Source organism: Pseudohaliea rubra DSM 19751, assembly GCF_000764025.1.
In the GTDB taxonomy this organism is placed as follows: domain Bacteria; phylum Pseudomonadota; class Gammaproteobacteria; order Pseudomonadales; family Halieaceae; genus Pseudohaliea; species Pseudohaliea rubra.
Genome location: NZ_KN234770.1, coordinates 1 through 17,122, shown reverse-complemented (window position 1 = coordinate 17,122; position 17,122 = coordinate 1). Strand labels below are relative to the sequence as shown.

Below are 17,122 nucleotides of genomic sequence, written 5' to 3'. Positions count from 1 at the left end.
GGGGTCCCCGAGGAAGAGCCCCCGCCCATGCCGCAACGAAAGTCCCAGCGCCGCCAGCAGATCCTCGAGGCGCTGGCGGAGATGCTCGAGGCGAACCCCGGCGATCGTATTACCACGGCAAAGCTCGCCGAGCGCGTCGGCGTCTCCGAAGCCGCGCTCTACCGACACTTTCCCAGCAAGTCGAAAATGTTCGAGGGGCTCATCGAGTTCATCGAAGACAGTCTCTTCGAGCGCATAGCGCTGATCCTGCGCGAACAGCCCGCGGCCTCGGCGCGCTGCGAGCACATGCTCGGGCTGCTGCTCAGCTTCGTGGAGCACAACCCGGGTATTTCCCGCATCATGACCGGCGACGCCCTTGCCGGTGAGAATCTGCGGCTGCACCAGCGCGTGGTACAGCTCTTCGAGCGCTACGAGACCCAGCTGCGCCAGGTGCTGCGGGAGGCAGAGCTGCACGAGGGTCTGCGCCCGGTGCTGCCGCTGCCGGTGGCGGCCAACCTGCTCATGGCCAGCGCCGAGGGACGCATGACACAGTTCGTGCGCAGCGGCTTCCGCCGCAGCCCCACGGCGGACTGGCCGACGCAGCTTGCTTTTCTCCTTGAGGGTTTCTTCCGGGAAGTGCCACGTCCCCTGCGCGACGACCAGGGCGAGCCGCGGCCGGAACCCGGCGCGCCCTGAGAAACGGCTTCAATCGGGAACGCCCAACCTCCAGCCTCACTCTCCCCGGTTCCGACCACAGGAAAACCGGGGCGTCACAGTAGCGTATGCCATCTTTGAACTGCTCCGTTTTTTAGCCATCCAACCCTGATAATGCCATGCATGGCCTCTGTGTCTTGGCCGTAGTGTATGACACACGGCAAAAGTTCTTATGATAAATGCTCTTGCCCGGAAGCTCGCCGTATGCGTTCACACGTTCTTCTGACCTCGGTCATGGTGGCTTTGAGCCTGGCCGCTTGCGGTGGTGGTGGCGGTGGTGGTGGCTACTCCGAGGCAACGCAACGTCCACCGCCGATCGCTGACACCTCGGGCGCTAGCGGCGTGGCTGAGCCAGAGCCAGAGCCAGAACCAGAAGCAGAAGCAGAAGCAGAAGCAGAGCTGATCGACGACAGGCTCGTTTTCGCTACCGAAGCAAGTACAGCGCGTTTTCTGGCGCAGGCCACCTTCGGCGCAACGCCAACCGATCTCAACGACCATACCGGTACCTCTATTTCGGCATGGTTTCGTGCAGAAATGGACGCACCGCCGGCTGACTACCTGGGCATGCTCGATGACTATCAGGCCCGCCTGGCCTACATCGAATTCAATCCCTGGAATGAGGCCGCCACCACCTTCGCATTCTGGCGTCAGGCTATCGGGGGGGAGGATCAATTGCGCCAGCGCATGGTTTATGCCCTCTCGCAACTACTGGTGGTGTCGAACGCGGGGGGCGACCAGCTCACCGACATACCCGAAGCAGTGGCCTACCATCAACAGCTCCTGACGCAACACGCCTTCGGTAACTACCGGGACCTCCTGGAGGCCATCACCTGGTCACCAGGCATGGGTTTCTACCTTACCTATATGGGAAATCAGAAAGGCGATGCGACCACCGGCCGGATGCCCGATGAGAACTACGCCCGGGAGCTGCTGCAACTGTTCACCCTGGGGCTGGTCGCGTTGAACCCTGACGGTAGTCCCCGGCGGGATAGCAGTGGCGATGTCGTTGAATTATACGACAACAGAGACATCACGGGCCTGGCCCGGGTCTTTACAGGGCTTGACCGAACAGTCACCTATGAAGACGGCGGCGAAGACCCGGAGGTGCTCGCAAGCTGGCGGCAACCCATGGTGGTCTACCCGGAGCTGCATTCGCCTCTTGAGAAAACCTTCCTCAGCCTGACGATCCCTGCGGGTACCAGTGCTGAAGACAGCATCACCATGGCCCTCGATCACATCATAGAGCACCCCAATGTCGGCCCATTTGTTGCCCGACAGCTGGTCCAGCGTTTCACCACCTCCGACCCAGACCCCGCCTATGTCGCCAGGGTTGCCGCCGCCTTTGACCGTGGCCGGTACCCGCTGCCCGATGGCGGCACCGTGGGCGACGGCCGCAAGGGCGATCTCGCAGCCACCCTCGCCGCCATTCTGCTGGACCCGGAGAATTTCGAGCCCGGCAGGCCGGCTCGCTTCGGCAAGCTGCGCGAGCCAGTATTACGTCTTACCCAATGGGCCCGGGCCTTCAAGGTGAGCACGCTGACCCCCGAATACACGACCGAGCTATGGGACCTGTCCGCCCCGTCCCTCTTTGGTCAGCACCCGTTCCGGGCACCGTCAGTCTTTAACTTTTATCGCCCCGGTTTCACACCACCGGGTACTGAAAGTGGCGCCCTGGGGATGACCGTACCTGAACTGCAAATCACCAACGCCGCTTCCATCCCCGGGTACAACAACACCATGAGCTTCTTCATCTTCGGGCGCACGGCGGACGCCGAGCTCGACGAGTACCGTCAGCTGGCCGCCTTCGCCGAAGTCGACTTTGACCCGGCACTGGCGCGGAGCAGCTTCATTCCCGACTACAGTCGAGAAACAGCCCTTGCCGATGACGTTCCGGCGCTGCTGGCGCATCTCGACACGTTGCTTACCGGTGGGCAGTTGTCCGACACCACGATCGCCATGCTACAAGACTATGTCAGCGAGATTCCCCTCACCGACGATGACAACAGCGGCCGGGAACTGCGCGCCATGATTGCCATCAACCTGATCATGAGCGCCCCTGACTATTGGGTACAGCGCTGACAAGGGCGGAGGCACCAACGAATGCCAATCCATCTCGATCGTCGCCGTTTCCTGCGCGACACCGGCCTGCTACTCGCGGGGGCGCCCCTCAGCCGCGCCCTGAACGCCCAGACAACCGACGACTATCGCGCCCTGGTCTGTGTCTTCCTTTTTGGCGGGCTCGATTGCCATGACGTGCTGATCCCTGCCGATACGGCCAGCTGGAACGACTACGCCCGACTGCGGGAACCACTGCTGGCTCAGTACGGCACCAATCGGCTGCGCAGTAAATTACTCCCGCTGGAAGGTGCGATCAGCAGCGAAAACGGCAGTCGATCGTTCGCACTGCCCCCTGAATTAAGCGGGCTCAAGTCGTTATTCGACAGGGGACGGCTGAGCTGGGTCGGCAATGTCGGCCCGTTGGTCACTGCAACCAACCGCGCCTCACTGGAGGCCCGCTCCGTACCTTTGCCCCCTCGCCTCTTTTCACACAACGATCAGCAATCGGTCTGGCAGGCCAGCGCTCCGGAAGGGGCCCAGTACGGCTGGGGCGGTCTCTTTGCCGATGCGCTGATCGGCAGCAAACTGAACCGTGACGCTACCTTCACCACAGTGACCGGCGGCGGCGCCGACCTGTTTCTTACCGGGCGGCAGAACGTGCCCTATCAGGTCAACGTAGCGGGACCGACAGAATTCGAACTGGCGGAGCTTTTAGACGTTGAAGCCAACAGCAGTTTGACGGCTTTCTCAGCCATGTTGGACGCGCGCAAGGCGGCCAGCGGGCATGTGCTGGTTCGGGATACCGCCGATGCCATGATCCGGGGTTTTTCTGCGAACCGCGATTTCGCCCGCGCCCTGGCTGCCGCTCCCAACCCTGATAACCCCTTCCCCTCGACCGGTCTCGGGCTCCAACTGCGGGCCGTGGCTCGCACCATCGCTGCCCGTCAGGCCCTCGGTGTCCGGCGCCAGCTGTTTATCGTTGGCGCAGGAGGCTTCGACAGCCACTCGAATCAGGCGCGGACGCTGCCCCAACTCATGCAGACCATGGATACCTCGTTACTCGCCTTCAACAACGCGATGGAGGACATGGGACTGGGCAACAGTGTAACCCTGTTCACCGCCTCTGATTTCGGGCGTACGCTGGCGGTAAACGGCGATGGCACCGATCACGGCTGGGGCGGGCATCATCTGGTGATGGGGGGCGCTGTACAAGGCGGCCAAATCCTGGGCACCGTGCCCCCAGCAACCCTGGGCCATGATCAGGATGCGGGCGGTGGCAGACTCATTCCCACCATTGCGGTGGATCAATACGCCGCGGCCCTCGGTATCTGGCTGGGTTTGTCCCAGGCAGCAGTCAGTGAAGCGCTGCCCAACCTTGCCAACTTCAGTTCACAGCCCCTTACCGGACTGTTCAGAACGTGAGTCAGCCCTGGTAGCGTCCCCATTACCAGCCCCGGGGTAAAGGCCCTGCTGGCCTGTTCAATCAGCGCGGTCGCCGTCCGGCTGCCCGCCACCGGTCATGCGCTTGCGCAGCTCCACAACCTCCAGCAGCGTCCGGAAACGTTCGATATCGCGCTCGTAAGATGCCACAACCTCGCTGATCTCACGCTCGCGCTCGATCATGCTTCGCTCGGCCTGGACCATTTCCCGGCGCAGGGCCTCGATGGCCTCGAGGTGGGCCGGGTTCGCCAGCTCGCCCCGACGCTCCTGATCGGCGGCCTGGGCCTGGTAGTTCTCCACCTGCTGGCGCAGGGACCGCTGTTTACCCTTTAGGATGCTGACGCGGATTCGCAGGTCACGGAGCGCCCGGTCCCGGGCCGCCTCGATGTCCTCTACGGAGCTGTAGCGCAGGAGCAGGGACTGATCCCACAGCTGCAGCCGCTCGCGCTCCTCTTCCGCCGCCCGGGCAAGGCGCTCTTCGGAGTTCATGTTGGCCCGCTCCTCCGCCGTCAGGCTGCGCGGTACCACATCGATGATGACGCCCTTGTCGTTGAGGATCTCATAGCCCTTGGCGACGTGTTCCGGAGGCACCTGGTAGGCGACGACGGCCACGCCCTCGTCGTTGATATAACGGTACATCGGCCGGGCTTCGACGGTGCCTGCCGCAAGGAGGGCCAGCAAGAACCCCCGGGTGGCGATACGCGCGCTCATCCCTCGGCAATATAGGCGCCGCGGCAGCCGGTAACAAGTCAAACGCCGTACTGCTCGCGGTAGGCCAGCATGGCCTCAAGGGCCCCGGCCGGCGCATCATCGCGCTCGCGGAGGTAATCGATGAGGTGGCCCATGTGGACGATCGACAGTACCGGCACGCCGTGACGCCCGGCGATCTCCTGTACCGCTGAACGCTCACCCTGGCCCCGCTCCCGACGATCCAGGCCGATCACCACCCCCGCAAGGCGCGCCCCGGCGGCCTCGATCATGGCAATGACCTCGCCGACGGCCGTCCCGGCGGTGATGACGTCGTCGATCACCAGTACCCGGCCAGCAAGCGGCGCACCGACCAGCGAACCGCCCTCGCCGTGATCCTTGGCCTCCTTGCGGTTGTAGGCAAAGGGCACGTCGCGCTCGTGGTGGTCCGCCAGGGCCACGGCAGTCGTCGCGGCCAGGGGAATGCCCTTGTAGGCGGGCCCGAGGAGCACGTCGAAAGCGACGCCCGCATCGACAATGCAGCGGGCATAGCAGCGGCCCAGGGCAGCCAGCGCCGCGCCCGTGGCGAAGGCTCCGGCATTGAAGAAATAGGGGCTCTGGCGGCCCGATTTGAGGGTGAACTCACCGAAGCGCAGCACGTCATAGCGCCGCGCAAGCTCGATGAAAGCGCGCTGGTAGTCCTCCATGGCTGTGCCTTCCTCCTGGCGTGGGGCGAGCGCCCGAAAGAGCCCCGGAGGGCCATTCCTTGATGCAACTCAGTATTCTGGCACGACACGTTTCTGTATCATAGCGCCGTCATAAGGGGGTACGGAATGCGAATCATCAGCTTCAGTGCTGACGGCCTGAGGGAAGCGGCCGGGAAAGGGCTCTACGAATGGCTGGGCGACCAGGATGCGGATTTCATCTGCATTCAGGACCTGCGCTGCTCGGAGTACGACCTGCAGGACGACAAGTACTTCCCCGGAGATTACAACGGCTACTTCTTCGACGATGTGAACGGCAAGGCCAACGGCGTCGCCATTTACTGCCGTAAACTGCCCAAGGCGATCATGACCGGACTGGGCTTTGCCGAGTTTGATATGGAAGGGCGCTATATCCAGGCAGACTATCAGGATGTCAGCGTCGGCTGCCTCCTCGCGCCCCAGGCGGCGGCCGGCGATGGCGAGGCACTGGCACGCCGGCAGCAGTTCTTCGACCTTTACGGCCACCACCTGCAAAAAGTCCGCAACAAGCGCCGCCAGTTCATCATCTGTGGTAACTGGCAGATCGCCCCGAGCGCTGCCGATGTCGCCGACACGGAGAGCGCCAGCGGCCAGCCGGGGTTCCTCGGAGAAGAGCGCCAGTGGATGGACGAGCTGCTGGCCAGCGGTTATGTAGATGCCTTCCGCGAGATAAGCCGCGATGCCGACGAGTACACCTGGTGGCCCGACGGCGACCGCGACAGCGGCGGCTGGCGCACAGACCTGCAGATCATCTCCGAGGGCCTGCGCTTCAAGGTCGAGCACGGCGCCATCTACAAGGGGCAGGCTTTCTCCAGCCATGCCCCGCTGATCATGGATTACGATCTCGAGGTCTGAGGCGGCTCCGGGACCCGAGCCCTACCCTGAGGCCAGCACCTCGCGCTGCCGCGCCACCAGTTCGCCAATCCCCGCCGTGGCCAGGTCGAGCATGGCATCAAGGGCGCCGCGCTCGAAAGGCGCGCCCTCGGCGGTGCCCTGCACCTCGATAAAACCGCCGTCTTCACCCATGACCACGTTCATGTCCGTATGCGCCGTGGAATCCTCGACGTAATCGAGATCCAGCACCGGTACGCCGTCGACGACGCCGACAGACACTGCCGCCACGAGGCCGAGGAGCGGATCCTCAAGGAGCCGCTTGTCGCGCTGCATACCGTTCAGCGCATCAACCAGAGCCACACAGGCGCCGGTGATCGCCGCGGTGCGCGTGCCGCCGTCGGCCTGAATAACGTCACAATCGATGGTGATGGTGTTCTCGCCGAGCTTCGACAGGTCCATGCCGGCGCGCAGGGAGCGCCCGATAAGGCGCTGAATCTCCTGCGTCCGCCCGCCCTGCCGACCGCGCGCGGCCTCTCGACCCATGCGCGTGCCTGTGGAGCGCGGCAGCATACCGTACTCGGCGGTGAGCCAGCCCTGGCCCCGACCGCGGAGAAAGCGGGGCACGCCCTCTTCTACGGAGGCCGTGCAGATGACCTGCGTGTGCCCGAAGGCGACGAGCACGGAGCCCTCGGCGTGACGGGTGAACTGGCGGGTGATACTGATGTCGCGCAACTGGTCGGGCCGTCGGCCGCTGGGTCGCTGCATGGAGCCTCCGTCTCTGTCTATCCTGGGCAGGGGCCGGGAGTATACGTGACCGGAGGGGCAGCGTCCCCGTGCTAGCATGGCAGCCACCACCCTGGATCCCGGAGGCTGCAAAGCGATGATCAACAGCATGACGGCATTCGCCCGCGCCGGCGCCGGCGCCGGCGCCGCTGTGGGCACGCTGGTGGTAGAGCTACGCAGTGTCAATCACCGCTACCTGGACTGCCATTTCAAGCTCCCCGAAGAGCTGCGCTCCCTCGAGCCCGCTTTCCGCGAGGCACTCGGCAAGGCTCTCGATCGCGGCAAGGTGGACTGCCTGGTACGCCTGCAGACGACCCCTGGCGACCGCCCCCTGGAGCTGGACCGGGCGCGTCTTACCCAGGTACTCGACGCCTGCCGGGAGATCGCCGGCGAAGAGGACACGGTCGCTAAACCCGACCCCCTGGCGGTGCTGCAGTTCCCCGGCGTTGCCCGCACTGCCTCCCCGGCGGAAGATGAAATCACCCGCGAAGCACGGGCGGTCTTTGACGAGGCTCTCGCCTCGCTCAGGGAAACCCGCGCCCGGGAGGGCGCACGGCTCGCCGTCCTGGTCCGCGATCGCATCGATGCCGTAGCCCGCGAGGTGGATGCGGTCCGCGCCCGGGTCCCGGCGCTCCGCGAGCACCAGCAGACCCGCCTGCGGCAGCGCCTCGCGGAGCTGACGCAGGCGCTGGACACCGATCGTCTGGAGCAGGAGCTCGCCTACCTGGCCCAGAAAACGGATGTCGATGAAGAGCTGGACCGCCTCGACGCCCACGTCGCCGAGGTCCGCCGCGTCCTCGACGCCGGCGGCCCCTGCGGCCGCCGTCTCGATTTCCTCATGCAGGAGCTCAACCGCGAGGCCAACACGCTCTCGTCGAAGTCCACCGGCATCACCCAGACCCAGGGCGCCATCGAGCTCAAGGTCCTCATCGAGCAGATCCGGGAACAGGTTCAGAACATCGAGTAGTGGCCTGGGCTGGGCGCTCGTTGGTATTCGTTGGTGTTCTTCTCAATGTGCGGTGGCGGCGGGCTGCCGGAGAGGGCCCAGCGGAACCGCTACAAGCACATCCCTGTGCGCTCGACGCCGGCCATCCGTGGCCGGCGACGTTCCGCTGGGCCCTCTCCGGCACCCCGCCTTCGAGGCATATCGTTGAGGACTAAGCAGGGCCGATGCGTTGCGCTGTAGTCAACGCCACCGTAACGAAGACGTACATCTGAGCGTTGGCTGAAGACCGACGCTTTCTGGTATCGAAGACCTGAAGCGGTAACTGACTGGCAACGGATTATCGGCGAAGGCGTGCGCCGGAACGCCCGCCCGGGACCGTCTGCGGCCATGGATGGCCGCAGCCGAGCGCACAGGGATGTGCTTGTAGCGTGTCCCGGGCGGGCGTTCCGGGGGACGCCGCCACCCAACGCCGGAAAAGAACCCCGCGCTTGTTCCTAAGCCGCCACCGACGCCTCCGACGAAGCCGCCACCGACCACCGGCCGCGGTGCAGGCGCTGGATCTCCCCTGCCTCGTCGTCGAGGCGGAACAGGTAGAGCCACTCATTGTCGATGAGCTCGCGGACAACCTCGTGCCTGTCGGCGATGGCGGCGATCGCCTCGGCCGGGGCGTCCAGGTAGACCGAAAGACGGAGCGGGGGGTGGACCCAGTCGTCGCCGTCGTGGACCGACTGCAGCGGCAGGCCGATGCGCAGGTCACCGCCGTTGCCCTCGAAGACGCCGAGATTACCACCGACCACGTTGTGCAGGACCTTGTTGCCCGAACCGTAGCGGGTCGGGTCCGTGACCGAGGCGTTGTACTGCATATTGATCCAGTGCGTGACCACCATAGGGGCCGTCATGATCAGCTCCAGCACCGGGTAGTCGTTTTTGGCATCCGCGCGCCAGTCGTAATCGTGCAGGAAACTGCGGCCGGCGAGGTCCAGATGACGGCTGCGCCCGCGCGGGGCGACGATGAAGCAGGCATTGCCGGCGAGGCCCCATTCAGGGCGTACCTGCGACCAGTCGCGGCTGCGGGCCGGCAGGTCCCGGTCGCTGCGAGCAGGCGTCACGCCCAGGCGGGCGGCACGCTCACGGCGCGTAGTGGTGCTCGCGGCGGCAAGCCAGTCGGCCAGCGGAGCGTCGCTTGCAGGGAGCACATCGAGGAGCCGGAGCTCGTCCGTGGTCGTGTCGTGCAGCGCAGCGACAAAGCGCGTATCCGCGGGAATCGAGATGCCGTGGTCACCGGCGAGGTGCGTGCGCACGGTCATGTCGTTGAGCACCTGAGCGAGCACGCGCACATTCACCTCGCCGGTCTGGCCGCCACAGGCGCCGCAGTCCAGGCCCGCGGCGTGCGGGTTGTTGCGCGTACTACTGCCGTGGCCGGCGAGGACCACCACCGGAGCGAACACCTTCGTGAGCGTCATGGCGCCAAGAATCCCGGCCACCAGTCCGGCCTGGGCGGCGGCGTCAAGGGCTTTGCCGTCCTGGCGCAACTCGAAGCGCGCGCCGTGGCCGCAATGCGTGTTCACGGGGTGCGCCGGGGCGGCGCCCAGAAAGCTTTCCCGGAGCAGCTGCAGGGCATAGCCGACGCCGGCAGCCTCGACGAAACCGAAAGCGGCCGGGGCCTTCTTGCCGAAGGCCTCCCAGCGAGCCCGCCGGTTGAAAGACTGGCTGCGGGCGACGAGGCCGTCCTCGCCTTCCGCTTCAACCACCGTCAACGCGGGGGGCAGCAGCCCCGGGAGCTGCGGGCGCTCGTAGGCGCTTCCGGCCGGTGCATAGGCGATGGGCAGACCAAAGAAGCCGGCGAAGCCGAGGGTCTGGATTGATGGATCCTGCGCTTCCAGGGCGCGGCGGTAAACCTCCGAGCGCACATCGATGCAGAACACGGCCTGCAGTGCCGGCCGGGCGGCCGCGGGGGCCGCGGGCACGGGAGCCAGCAGGCTGTCGTGGAGCGAGCCCTGAAAGGCAAGCTCGGCAGCGCGCTGCCAGGTCCAGGCCGGGCGCTGAGCCTCCCGGTGCTGGCGGAGGAGTTCAGGCAGGCGCTCGAACTGCTGCCGCCACTGGCGACGGACGACCGCTGAGGTCTCTGCGTGTTGCTCGGCATGGTGCCGCCAGAGGGCGAGCTCCCAGGCCAGGCGGATCGCCACCAGGGAAGGCATGCGGTCATCTTCGCTGCCGGCGAGGCCGGCCTGCCAGCGCAGGTAGGCAACCCAGGAAGCCCAGCCGTTGATCTCCAGCAGCAGGGCGTGGAAATAATCCTCGGCGAGCTCGGGACCGAGCTCGAAAGCATCCGCAGCGGCGCTGAAAAGGCTGTCCTCGTCGTCCGGGAGTGCATCGAACTGCCGGTGCAGGCCGCGCTCGCCCATCATGATCTCAATGCCCCGGTCGTTGCGGATCACCTCGAGCCAGGCGCCGTAGAGGCTCGCCTCGGGGGCCGCGGGCAGGGGTGTACCGCTGCTGAAGAGGCTGGCGCAGCACTGGCTGACCTGGTGCACGATCTCGTCGTGCCAGCTCACCTGCCGCTCCAGGTCCCGGGTGCCGTCCACCTGGTCGCTGAAGTTGTGCCAGTGCGCAAGCTGATCCTCGCCATCGAGCCAGGCCAGGAGCACTTTTTCGTCCAGGGGCAGGCCTGTCTCGGCGGCGGCAGCGGCCAGGTGCTCAAGGTGGATCTCCCGCTGCCAGCGGGCGCGGTACCAGTCCCGGGGCATGAGGCAGTCCACCTGTCCGAGCACCGAGAGCCGTGCGGATACTGCCGGCAGGGATTGACCGCGCAGCTCCCACCAGGGATTCACGGCGATGAGCTGGTCCAGGGGCCAGGTCGGGGCAATGCGGCTGCCGGCACTGATGGCGGCCTTGCGCAAGGCGTCGGCGCGCGGGTCGTTACTGCTCATCGGGTTGCCTCCAGGGACTTGATTGTGAGTACTTGCTTACTGGTCGCTCTCAGCGGCAGCTTGGCCGGCCAGATAGCGAGCGTTATCCGCGTGGACCATTCATCAAGATAGAGGCCAGCGTAAAGGTTGCGGTACAGACGCCGGGCCAGCGGGCTGTCAGGGCGACAGCGCAGCAGCCAGTAGGCGCCGAGGAGGCCCAGGAAGAGGGCCATACACCAGAACGTCGCAGCCAGGCCCGGCGCCGCAGCGGCAGGGGCGAGGGCAGTAAAGAGGAGTTTCTGCAGGGCATAGGCAATGGTCAGCGCGCCAGCCACCGCGAGGACCCGCAGCGCGGAGCCGCGCACCAGGACACTGCCGCGCTCGCTGACCAGCACCAGAGCCATGAGGGCGAAGAGCAGCCAGAGGCTCGCATCTGCTGCCAGCAGGCCCGGGACGGCGAGGCCGCCGAAGAGGGCGAGCACCGCCACGGCAAAGCCGGGAGCTGCCCATCGCGGCGCGGGGGCCGGCGGGGCCAGCCGCTGTCGCAGGTAGGCCTCTACCTGGCCGCCGGCGGCAAGGAAGCAGTAAGCCTTATAGCAGGAGTGAGCAACCAGGTGGAGCAGGGCAAGCCCGTACTGGCCGAGAGCACACTCCACCAGCATCAGGCCCATCTGGGCGACCGTAGACCAGGCCAGCAGCACCTTGATGCTGACCCGGGTCATGGTAATCAGCGCGGCAATCACACAGGTAAGGCCCGCCACAACCAGCAGCAGGCCCTTGGCCGGGGCTGCATGAACCATAAGCGGTGCCATGAGCAGGAGCAGGTAACCGCCGAGGTTGATGATGCCGGCGTGCAGCAGCGCGGAGACCGGGGTCGGCGCTTCCACCACCTGAATCAGCCAGCCGTGCATCGGGAACTGCGCGCACTTGATCATGGCGGCACTGGCGATAAGCAGGGCCGCCAGTTGCTCGCGCAGACCCAGGGTCGTCCCGGGGGCGCCGTAACCGGCAAGCATGCCGTCGATATAGAGCGTGCCGTGTTCGAGGTAGAGCAGGCATCCGGCCGCGGCGAGGCACAGTTCCGCCAGGCGGGCGAAGAGGAACTTCTTGTGAGCCGCCAGGGCGGCGCGCTTGCGCTCGGGATAGAACATGAGGAGCCGGTGCATGCTCAGGCTGATTCCGGCCCAGGCCAGCAGCAGCACGAGGAAGTGGTTGGTGGTTACCACTACCGCCACGCAGGCCAGGGTCAGCTGCAACCAGCGCTGGAAGCGGTCCTGCCCGGTGTCACCCTCCAGGTAATGAGTGCTGAAGCGGGCCACCACCAGACCGACGAAGGCGACCAGGGAGAGCACAATGCTGTTCAGCGGATCGTGCAGAAACCAGCCGGAGACCGGCGCGGGCGCAAAGTCCAGGACCAACGCCAGGGCAAGCGCGAGGCCACTGCCGCCCTGCACCAGTCGCCAACCTGCGCGCGGCCCCGTCAGGCCCGCGAGACCCGCCGACAGCAGGTAGACGAGGGGAACAAGCAGCAGGGCGAGATCTGTCCAGTTTCCGGTCATGGGGAGCCTCCCAGTAGTGATTGGGCGGCAGTATTACGGGCAGGCTATATTCTGTAAAATAGATATTTAATATTCTATCGTTCTTTTTATATTAACTCTTTTGCTTTAGGGTAAACGCCGTGGGACCCGTGATTGAAACCGGGCCGCGGCTGGCATACCTTAGCGAGCCCGGGACGCAGGCGACGGAGGCCCGGTGGACCCCGGCAGCAGCCGCAAGAACGGAACCAGAGCATGAGCACGGCCACCGGCACTCTCTTCACGATTTCCGCGCCCAGCGGGGCCGGCAAGACCAGCCTGGTCGAGGCGCTGGTGGCCCTCGTACCAGGGCTCGCGGTCTCCGTCTCCCACACCACGCGACCGCAGCGGCGGGGCGAAGTGGACGGCGTCAACTACCACTTCGTGGAGCCGGCCAGCTTCCAGACCATGCTCGCCGAGGGCGCCTTCCTGGAGCACGCCGAGGTCTTCGGCAACTACTACGGCACCGCCCAGGCCCGCGTGCAGGAGCGCCTCGCGACCGGCTCGGATGTCATTCTGGAGATCGACTGGCAGGGCGCCCAGCAGGTGAAGCGCCTGATGCCGGAGACCTGCTCTATCTTCATCCTGCCGCCGTCGCGGGAAACGCTGCACGCGCGACTCACGGGTCGAGGCCAGGACGACCCGGAGACCATTGCCCGGCGCATGGCCCAGGCAGTAACCGAGATGTCCCACTATGTAGAGTATGACTACCTGGTGTTCAACGACGACTTCGAGCGCGCCCGGGACGATCTCGCGACCATCGTTCACAGCTGCCGCCTGCGTACCCGCGCCCAGGGTGAACGACACGCCGGGATCCTCCAGCGCCTCCTCGCCTGAGGGGCCCTTGCCTGCGGCCCGGTAGGCTCCTGTATACTGTGCCGTTCTCCGGCGCGCGCCTGCCCGCGTGCGCCGACTTAGTGATCGACCAGGAAGCCCCCTAGCCATGGCACGTGTAACCGTAGAAGATTGCCTCGAGAACGTGGAAAACCGCTTTGAACTCGTCATGCTGGCCAGCAAGCGCGCCCGCCAGCTCGCGACCGGGGGCAAGGACCCGATGGTCCAGGAAGAGTCCGACAAGCCGACCGTCATCGCCCTGCGCGAGATCGCAGAAGGCCTGGTGACCGGCGACATGCTGGCGCGTGAGGATGAGCTCGATGCCGAGGAAGAACTCGCCGAAGTCATGGGTGGGCGCGACAGCCTCTGATCCCGGCGTGACTGCGGGGGCCTGATGCAGACCATCGACGCCCTCGACGCCACCCTGCGCACTTATCTCGAGGCTGACCAGACCCGCCAGGTCCGGCGCGCCTATTACTTTGCCGAGCAGGCCCACTACGGCCAGACCCGTCGCAGCGGCGAGCCCTACGTCACCCATCCGCTGGCCGTCGCGAATATCCTCGCGGGCATGCACATGGACCACCAGAGCCTCATGGCGGCCATGCTGCACGATGTCATTGAAGATACGGGCATCAACAAGGCCGCCATCGGCCGCCAGTTCGGTGATGCCGTGGCCGAGCTCGTCGACGGCGTCAGCAAGCTGACGCAGATGGAGTTCGAGAGCCTCGAGGAAAAGCAGGCCGAGAACTTCCAGAAAATGGCGCTGGCCATGGCGCGGGACATTCGCGTCATTCTGGTGAAGCTCGCCGACCGGCTGCACAACATGCGTACGCTCGGCGTGCTGCCGGCAGAAAAAGCCAGGCGCATCGCCCGGGAGACCCTCGACATCTATGCGCCCATCGCCATGCGCCTGGGCATGAACGCTGTGCGCATGGAGTTCGAGGACCTCGGCTTCTCGGCGCTCTACCCCATGCGCGCCCGACGCATCGAAGCCGCCATGCGCAAGGCCCGGGGCAACCGCAAGGAGCTGGTGGAGAAGATTCGTCACCAGATCGAGTCCACCCTCAATCAGGAGGGGCACAAGGCCGAGGTCATCGGCCGCGAAAAGCATCTCTACAGCATCTACCAGAAGATGCGCTCGAAGAACAAATCCTTCTCCGAGATCATGGACATCTACGCCTTCCGCATCATCGTCGACTCCGTGGACACCTGCTATCGCGTACTGGGCTGCATGCACAATCTCTACAAGCCCGTACCCGGCGAGTTCACGGACTACATCGCCATACCCAAGGCCAATGGCTACCAGTCCCTGCACACGGTCACCAAGGGTATGCACGGGGTGCCCATCGAGATCCAGATCCGCACCCGCGAGATGGAGGACATGGCCAACAACGGCATCGCTGCGCACTGGCTCTACAAGAGCGACGCAGGCTCCGCCGGCGGCAGCCATGCCCGCGCGCGGGAGTGGGTGCAGGGACTGCTCGAGATGCAGCAGCGGGCCGGCAACTCGCTGGAGTTCATCGAACACGTCAAGATCGACCTGTTTCCCGACGAAATCTACGTATTCACGCCGAAGGGCCGCATCCTGGAGCTGCCCCGGAGCGCCACGGCGGTGGACTTCGCCTACGCCGTGCACACGGACCTCGGCAACCGTTGCGTCGCCTGCCGCATCAACCGCCGCCTGGCACCCCTGTCAGAACCGCTGCAGAGCGGGCAGACGATCGAAGTGCTGACCGCAGCGGGCGCAAGGCCGAACCCCTCCTGGTTCAACTACACGGTAACCGCCAAAGCGCGCACCAACATCCGCCACTTCCTCAAGAACCAGACCCGGGAAGACTCCGTCGCCCTGGGCCGCCGCCTCCTCGACAAGGCCCTGGGCGACGCCGAGCGTGCGCTGGATGAGCTGGCGGAGAACACGCTGGAGGATTACCTGGGCCACAACGGCTACGCCGGCATCGACGATCTCCTCGAGGACATCGCCCGCGGCAAGCGGCTGCCCGCCGTGGTGGCCCAGCAGCTCCTTGGTGGCAGCGAAGACACTGCGCTGAAGCGGCGGGAGGAGGGCGATGCGCCGCTCGCTATCCGCGGCACGGAAGGCTTCATGGTGTCCTACGCCCGCTGCTGCCGCCCGCTCCCGGGCGACCCGATCGCCGGCTACCTGAGCTCCGAGCGCGGCGTGGTGGTGCACCGGGAAGCCTGCCGCAACCTGGCCGAGATGCGCGAGAAGCCCGAGCGGCTCATCCCCCTGCGCTGGGACGAGAACGTCGAGGGTGATTTCCCCGCTGAACTGCGTATCGAGGTCGAGAATCAGCGCGGTACCATCGCCATCATCGCCACACGCATCAACAGCATGGGCGTGAATATCGAGAAAATCTCGACGGAAGACAAGGACTACCAATTCACCTATGTCGACCTGGAGCTTCAGGTAAACAACCGTATTCACCTCGCGCGCATCATGCGACGGCTGCGCGGCATCGCCACCGTGCGCCGGGTGATGCGCGTCACCAACCAGCCGCGCGCCGGCAACCAGAGGAACGCATCATGACCAACCGCGCCGTGATCTCCACCGACCGGGCACCTGCCGCTATCGGCCCTTACTCACAGGCCGTGAAGGTCGGCAACATCGCCTGGCTCTCCGGTCAGATCCCGCTGGACCCGGACACCATGGCGCTGGTTGACGGCGCTATCGACGCCCAGGCCAGGCAGGTATTCCGCAACCTGGCCGCCGTCGCCGAGGCGGCCGGCGGTGGCCTCGATGACGCCGTCAAGCTCAACATCTCCCTGACCGATCTCGGCGACTTCGCCATCGTCAACGGGATCATGGAGGAGTTCTTCCAGGCGCCCTACCCGGCCCGGGCCTGCGTGCAGGTCGCGGCACTGCCCAAAGGCGCTGCCATCGAGGTCGAGGCGCAGCTCGCGCTCTAGCCTGCCGCCGCGAGAGCCGCGGCATAGCCCGCACGGTAGTCGGAGTAGCGCAGGCGGTAGCCGCTCCCGTGGAGCCGCTCGTTACGCAGGCGCTTGTGGCCCCGCGACAGGGGCCGGGCATCGTAGCGCCGCTCGCTTTCAGGCACCCCCAGGTGCTCCGCCAGCCAGGCCTCGACCGTCGCCTGCGGCACCGGCAGATCGTCCACCACGTTGTAAGCCGGGGCGAGGGCGCTGCCCTTCGCGGCCGCCGTGAGCAGGTGGGCGAGGAAGCCGCCGACGTCATCGCGGTGGATACGGTTGCTGTAGTGCACCGGGGTCGGCGGGCAGAGGCTGCCGCTGGCGACCCGGCGCTGCAGGAAACCGTCGGCGCCGCCGTAGATACCGGCGCAGCGCAGGCGGGCGACCGGCGCAACAGCCGCCAGCGTGTCCTCCGCCGCGACGATCTCCGCCGCCGCCGGGTCCGTGGCCGCCGTGGCCAGGGGGCTCGTCTCGTCCACCCAGCCGCCGTCCTGCTCCGCGTACACCCGCGTGCTGGAGACGAACAGCAGCCGCCGCGGCGGGCGCGCCGCGAACGCCTCGGCGAGATAAGCTGCCGCGTCGGCGAAGCCCCGGCGGTAGCCCGCCTGGTCGCGCCCGAGCGGCTTGAAGGTGGTGACCACGAAATCCGGCGCCAGCGCCGCAGCCCGCGGCACAACC

15 protein-coding genes are annotated in these 17,122 nt (G+C 66.0%); 9 read left to right on the top strand and 6 right to left on the bottom strand.

What is annotated here, in order from left to right; genetic code table 11:
- Positions 1-27: 27 nt before the first annotated feature.
- From slmA to HRUBRA_RS10055, 3 genes are all read left to right on the top strand, one after another.
- On the top strand, positions 28-675 hold the full coding sequence (gene slmA, locus HRUBRA_RS10065) for a nucleoid occlusion factor SlmA (protein ID WP_052094666.1): 648 nt from the start codon (positions 28-30) through the stop codon (positions 673-675).
- A 222-nt stretch (positions 676-897) separates the two neighbouring features.
- Positions 898-2,772 carry a DUF1800 domain-containing protein gene (locus HRUBRA_RS10060; protein WP_035516795.1) on the top strand — a complete coding sequence of 625 codons (1,875 nt, stop codon included), beginning with the start codon at positions 898-900 and terminating at the stop codon, positions 2,770-2,772.
- 21 nt (positions 2,773-2,793) lie between these two features.
- Positions 2,794-4,173, top strand: a complete 1,380-nt coding sequence (locus tag HRUBRA_RS10055) for a DUF1501 domain-containing protein (protein WP_035516794.1) — start codon at positions 2,794-2,796, stop codon at positions 4,171-4,173.
- Between the two features lie 57 nt (positions 4,174-4,230).
- Here HRUBRA_RS10055 and HRUBRA_RS10050 read toward each other — a convergent pair whose 3' ends face one another.
- Positions 4,231-4,902, bottom strand: coding sequence for a hypothetical protein (locus HRUBRA_RS10050; RefSeq protein WP_236629844.1), 672 nt, complete (start codon positions 4,900-4,902; stop codon positions 4,231-4,233).
- Positions 4,903-4,940: 38 nt separating this feature from the next.
- A complete protein-coding gene (pyrE, locus tag HRUBRA_RS10045; RefSeq protein ID WP_035516792.1) occupies positions 4,941-5,585 on the bottom strand; it encodes an orotate phosphoribosyltransferase in 645 nt (214 codons plus the stop codon).
- Positions 5,586-5,711: 126 nt separating this feature from the next.
- Between pyrE and HRUBRA_RS10040 the strand changes: the two genes are divergently transcribed.
- Positions 5,712-6,476, top strand: a complete 765-nt coding sequence (locus HRUBRA_RS10040) for an exodeoxyribonuclease III (protein ID WP_035516789.1) — start codon at positions 5,712-5,714, stop codon at positions 6,474-6,476.
- 21 nt (positions 6,477-6,497) lie between these two features.
- Here HRUBRA_RS10040 and rph read toward each other — a convergent pair whose 3' ends face one another.
- Positions 6,498-7,220 (bottom strand): ribonuclease PH, encoded by a 723-nt coding sequence (gene rph, locus HRUBRA_RS10035; RefSeq protein ID WP_035516788.1) that lies wholly within the window; start codon positions 7,218-7,220, stop codon positions 6,498-6,500.
- 127 nt (positions 7,221-7,347) lie between these two features.
- Between rph and HRUBRA_RS10030 the strand changes: the two genes are divergently transcribed.
- The gene (locus HRUBRA_RS10030; protein ID WP_236629843.1) at positions 7,348-8,205 is read left to right on the top strand and encodes a YicC/YloC family endoribonuclease; all 858 of its coding nucleotides are present in this window, start codon (positions 7,348-7,350) and stop codon (positions 8,203-8,205) included.
- Between the two features lie 473 nt (positions 8,206-8,678).
- Here HRUBRA_RS10030 and HRUBRA_RS10025 read toward each other — a convergent pair whose 3' ends face one another.
- Together HRUBRA_RS10025 and HRUBRA_RS10020 are read right to left on the bottom strand one after the other, a co-directional pair.
- On the bottom strand, positions 8,679-11,114 hold the full coding sequence (locus HRUBRA_RS10025) for a YbcC family protein (RefSeq protein ID WP_035516785.1): 2,436 nt from the start codon (positions 11,112-11,114) through the stop codon (positions 8,679-8,681).
- Positions 11,111-12,652 carry an NADH-quinone oxidoreductase subunit L gene (locus HRUBRA_RS10020; protein WP_035516783.1) on the bottom strand — a complete coding sequence of 514 codons (1,542 nt, stop codon included), beginning with the start codon at positions 12,650-12,652 and terminating at the stop codon, positions 11,111-11,113. Before HRUBRA_RS10020 ends, HRUBRA_RS10025 begins: the two co-directional genes overlap by 4 nt.
- Before the next feature lie 231 nt (positions 12,653-12,883).
- On the opposite strand from HRUBRA_RS10020, the gene gmk reads away from it, so the two are divergent.
- The 4 genes from gmk to HRUBRA_RS10000 all read left to right on the top strand — a co-directional run bounded on the left by gmk (position 12,884) and on the right by HRUBRA_RS10000 (position 16,426).
- Entirely contained in the window at positions 12,884-13,504 is a 621-nt protein-coding gene (gene gmk, locus HRUBRA_RS10015; RefSeq protein WP_035516782.1) for a guanylate kinase, read from the top strand.
- A gap of 106 nt (positions 13,505-13,610) precedes the next feature.
- Positions 13,611-13,871 carry a DNA-directed RNA polymerase subunit omega gene (rpoZ, locus tag HRUBRA_RS10010; protein ID WP_035516780.1) on the top strand — a complete coding sequence of 87 codons (261 nt, stop codon included), beginning with the start codon at positions 13,611-13,613 and terminating at the stop codon, positions 13,869-13,871.
- Between the two features lie 24 nt (positions 13,872-13,895).
- The gene (spoT, locus tag HRUBRA_RS10005; RefSeq protein ID WP_052094663.1) at positions 13,896-16,046 is read left to right on the top strand and encodes a bifunctional GTP diphosphokinase/guanosine-3',5'-bis pyrophosphate 3'-pyrophosphohydrolase; all 2,151 of its coding nucleotides are present in this window, start codon (positions 13,896-13,898) and stop codon (positions 16,044-16,046) included.
- A complete protein-coding gene (locus tag HRUBRA_RS10000; RefSeq protein WP_035516779.1) occupies positions 16,043-16,426 on the top strand; it encodes a Rid family detoxifying hydrolase in 384 nt (127 codons plus the stop codon). Before spoT ends, HRUBRA_RS10000 begins: the two co-directional genes overlap by 4 nt.
- Here HRUBRA_RS10000 and HRUBRA_RS15425 read toward each other — a convergent pair.
- On the bottom strand, positions 16,423-17,122 hold a 700-nt coding region (locus HRUBRA_RS15425), incomplete at its 5' end, for a Rossmann-fold NAD(P)-binding domain-containing protein (RefSeq protein ID WP_035516777.1). The genes HRUBRA_RS10000 and HRUBRA_RS15425 overlap by 4 nt on opposite strands.

Bases quoted from the DNA above. Each gene is read 5' to 3' on its own strand.
- HRUBRA_RS10050 (WP_236629844.1), bottom strand. From the start codon at position 4,902: ATGAGCGCGCGTATCGCCACCCGGGGGTTCTTGCTGGCCCTCCTTGCG.
- pyrE (WP_035516792.1), bottom strand. From the start codon at position 5,585: ATGGAGGACTACCAGCGCGCTTTCATCGAGCTTGCGCGGCGCTATGAC.
- HRUBRA_RS10025 (WP_035516785.1), bottom strand. From the start codon at position 11,114: ATGAGCAGTAACGACCCGCGCGCCGACGCCTTGCGCAAGGCCGCCATC.
- HRUBRA_RS10060 (WP_035516795.1), top strand. From the start codon at position 898: ATGCGTTCACACGTTCTTCTGACCTCGGTCATGGTGGCTTTGAGCCTG.
- rpoZ (WP_035516780.1), top strand. From the start codon at position 13,611: ATGGCACGTGTAACCGTAGAAGATTGCCTCGAGAACGTGGAAAACCGC.
- HRUBRA_RS10030 (WP_236629843.1), top strand. From the start codon at position 7,348: ATGACGGCATTCGCCCGCGCCGGCGCCGGCGCCGGCGCCGCTGTGGGC.
- rph (WP_035516788.1), bottom strand. From the start codon at position 7,220: ATGCAGCGACCCAGCGGCCGACGGCCCGACCAGTTGCGCGACATCAGT.
- HRUBRA_RS10020 (WP_035516783.1), bottom strand. From the start codon at position 12,652: ATGACCGGAAACTGGACAGATCTCGCCCTGCTGCTTGTTCCCCTCGTC.
- HRUBRA_RS10040 (WP_035516789.1), top strand. From the start codon at position 5,712: ATGCGAATCATCAGCTTCAGTGCTGACGGCCTGAGGGAAGCGGCCGGG.
- HRUBRA_RS10055 (WP_035516794.1), top strand. From the start codon at position 2,794: ATGCCAATCCATCTCGATCGTCGCCGTTTCCTGCGCGACACCGGCCTG.
- HRUBRA_RS10000 (WP_035516779.1), top strand. From the start codon at position 16,043: ATGACCAACCGCGCCGTGATCTCCACCGACCGGGCACCTGCCGCTATC.
- gmk (WP_035516782.1), top strand. From the start codon at position 12,884: ATGAGCACGGCCACCGGCACTCTCTTCACGATTTCCGCGCCCAGCGGG.
- slmA (WP_052094666.1), top strand. From the start codon at position 28: ATGCCGCAACGAAAGTCCCAGCGCCGCCAGCAGATCCTCGAGGCGCTG.
- spoT (WP_052094663.1), top strand. From the start codon at position 13,896: ATGCAGACCATCGACGCCCTCGACGCCACCCTGCGCACTTATCTCGAG.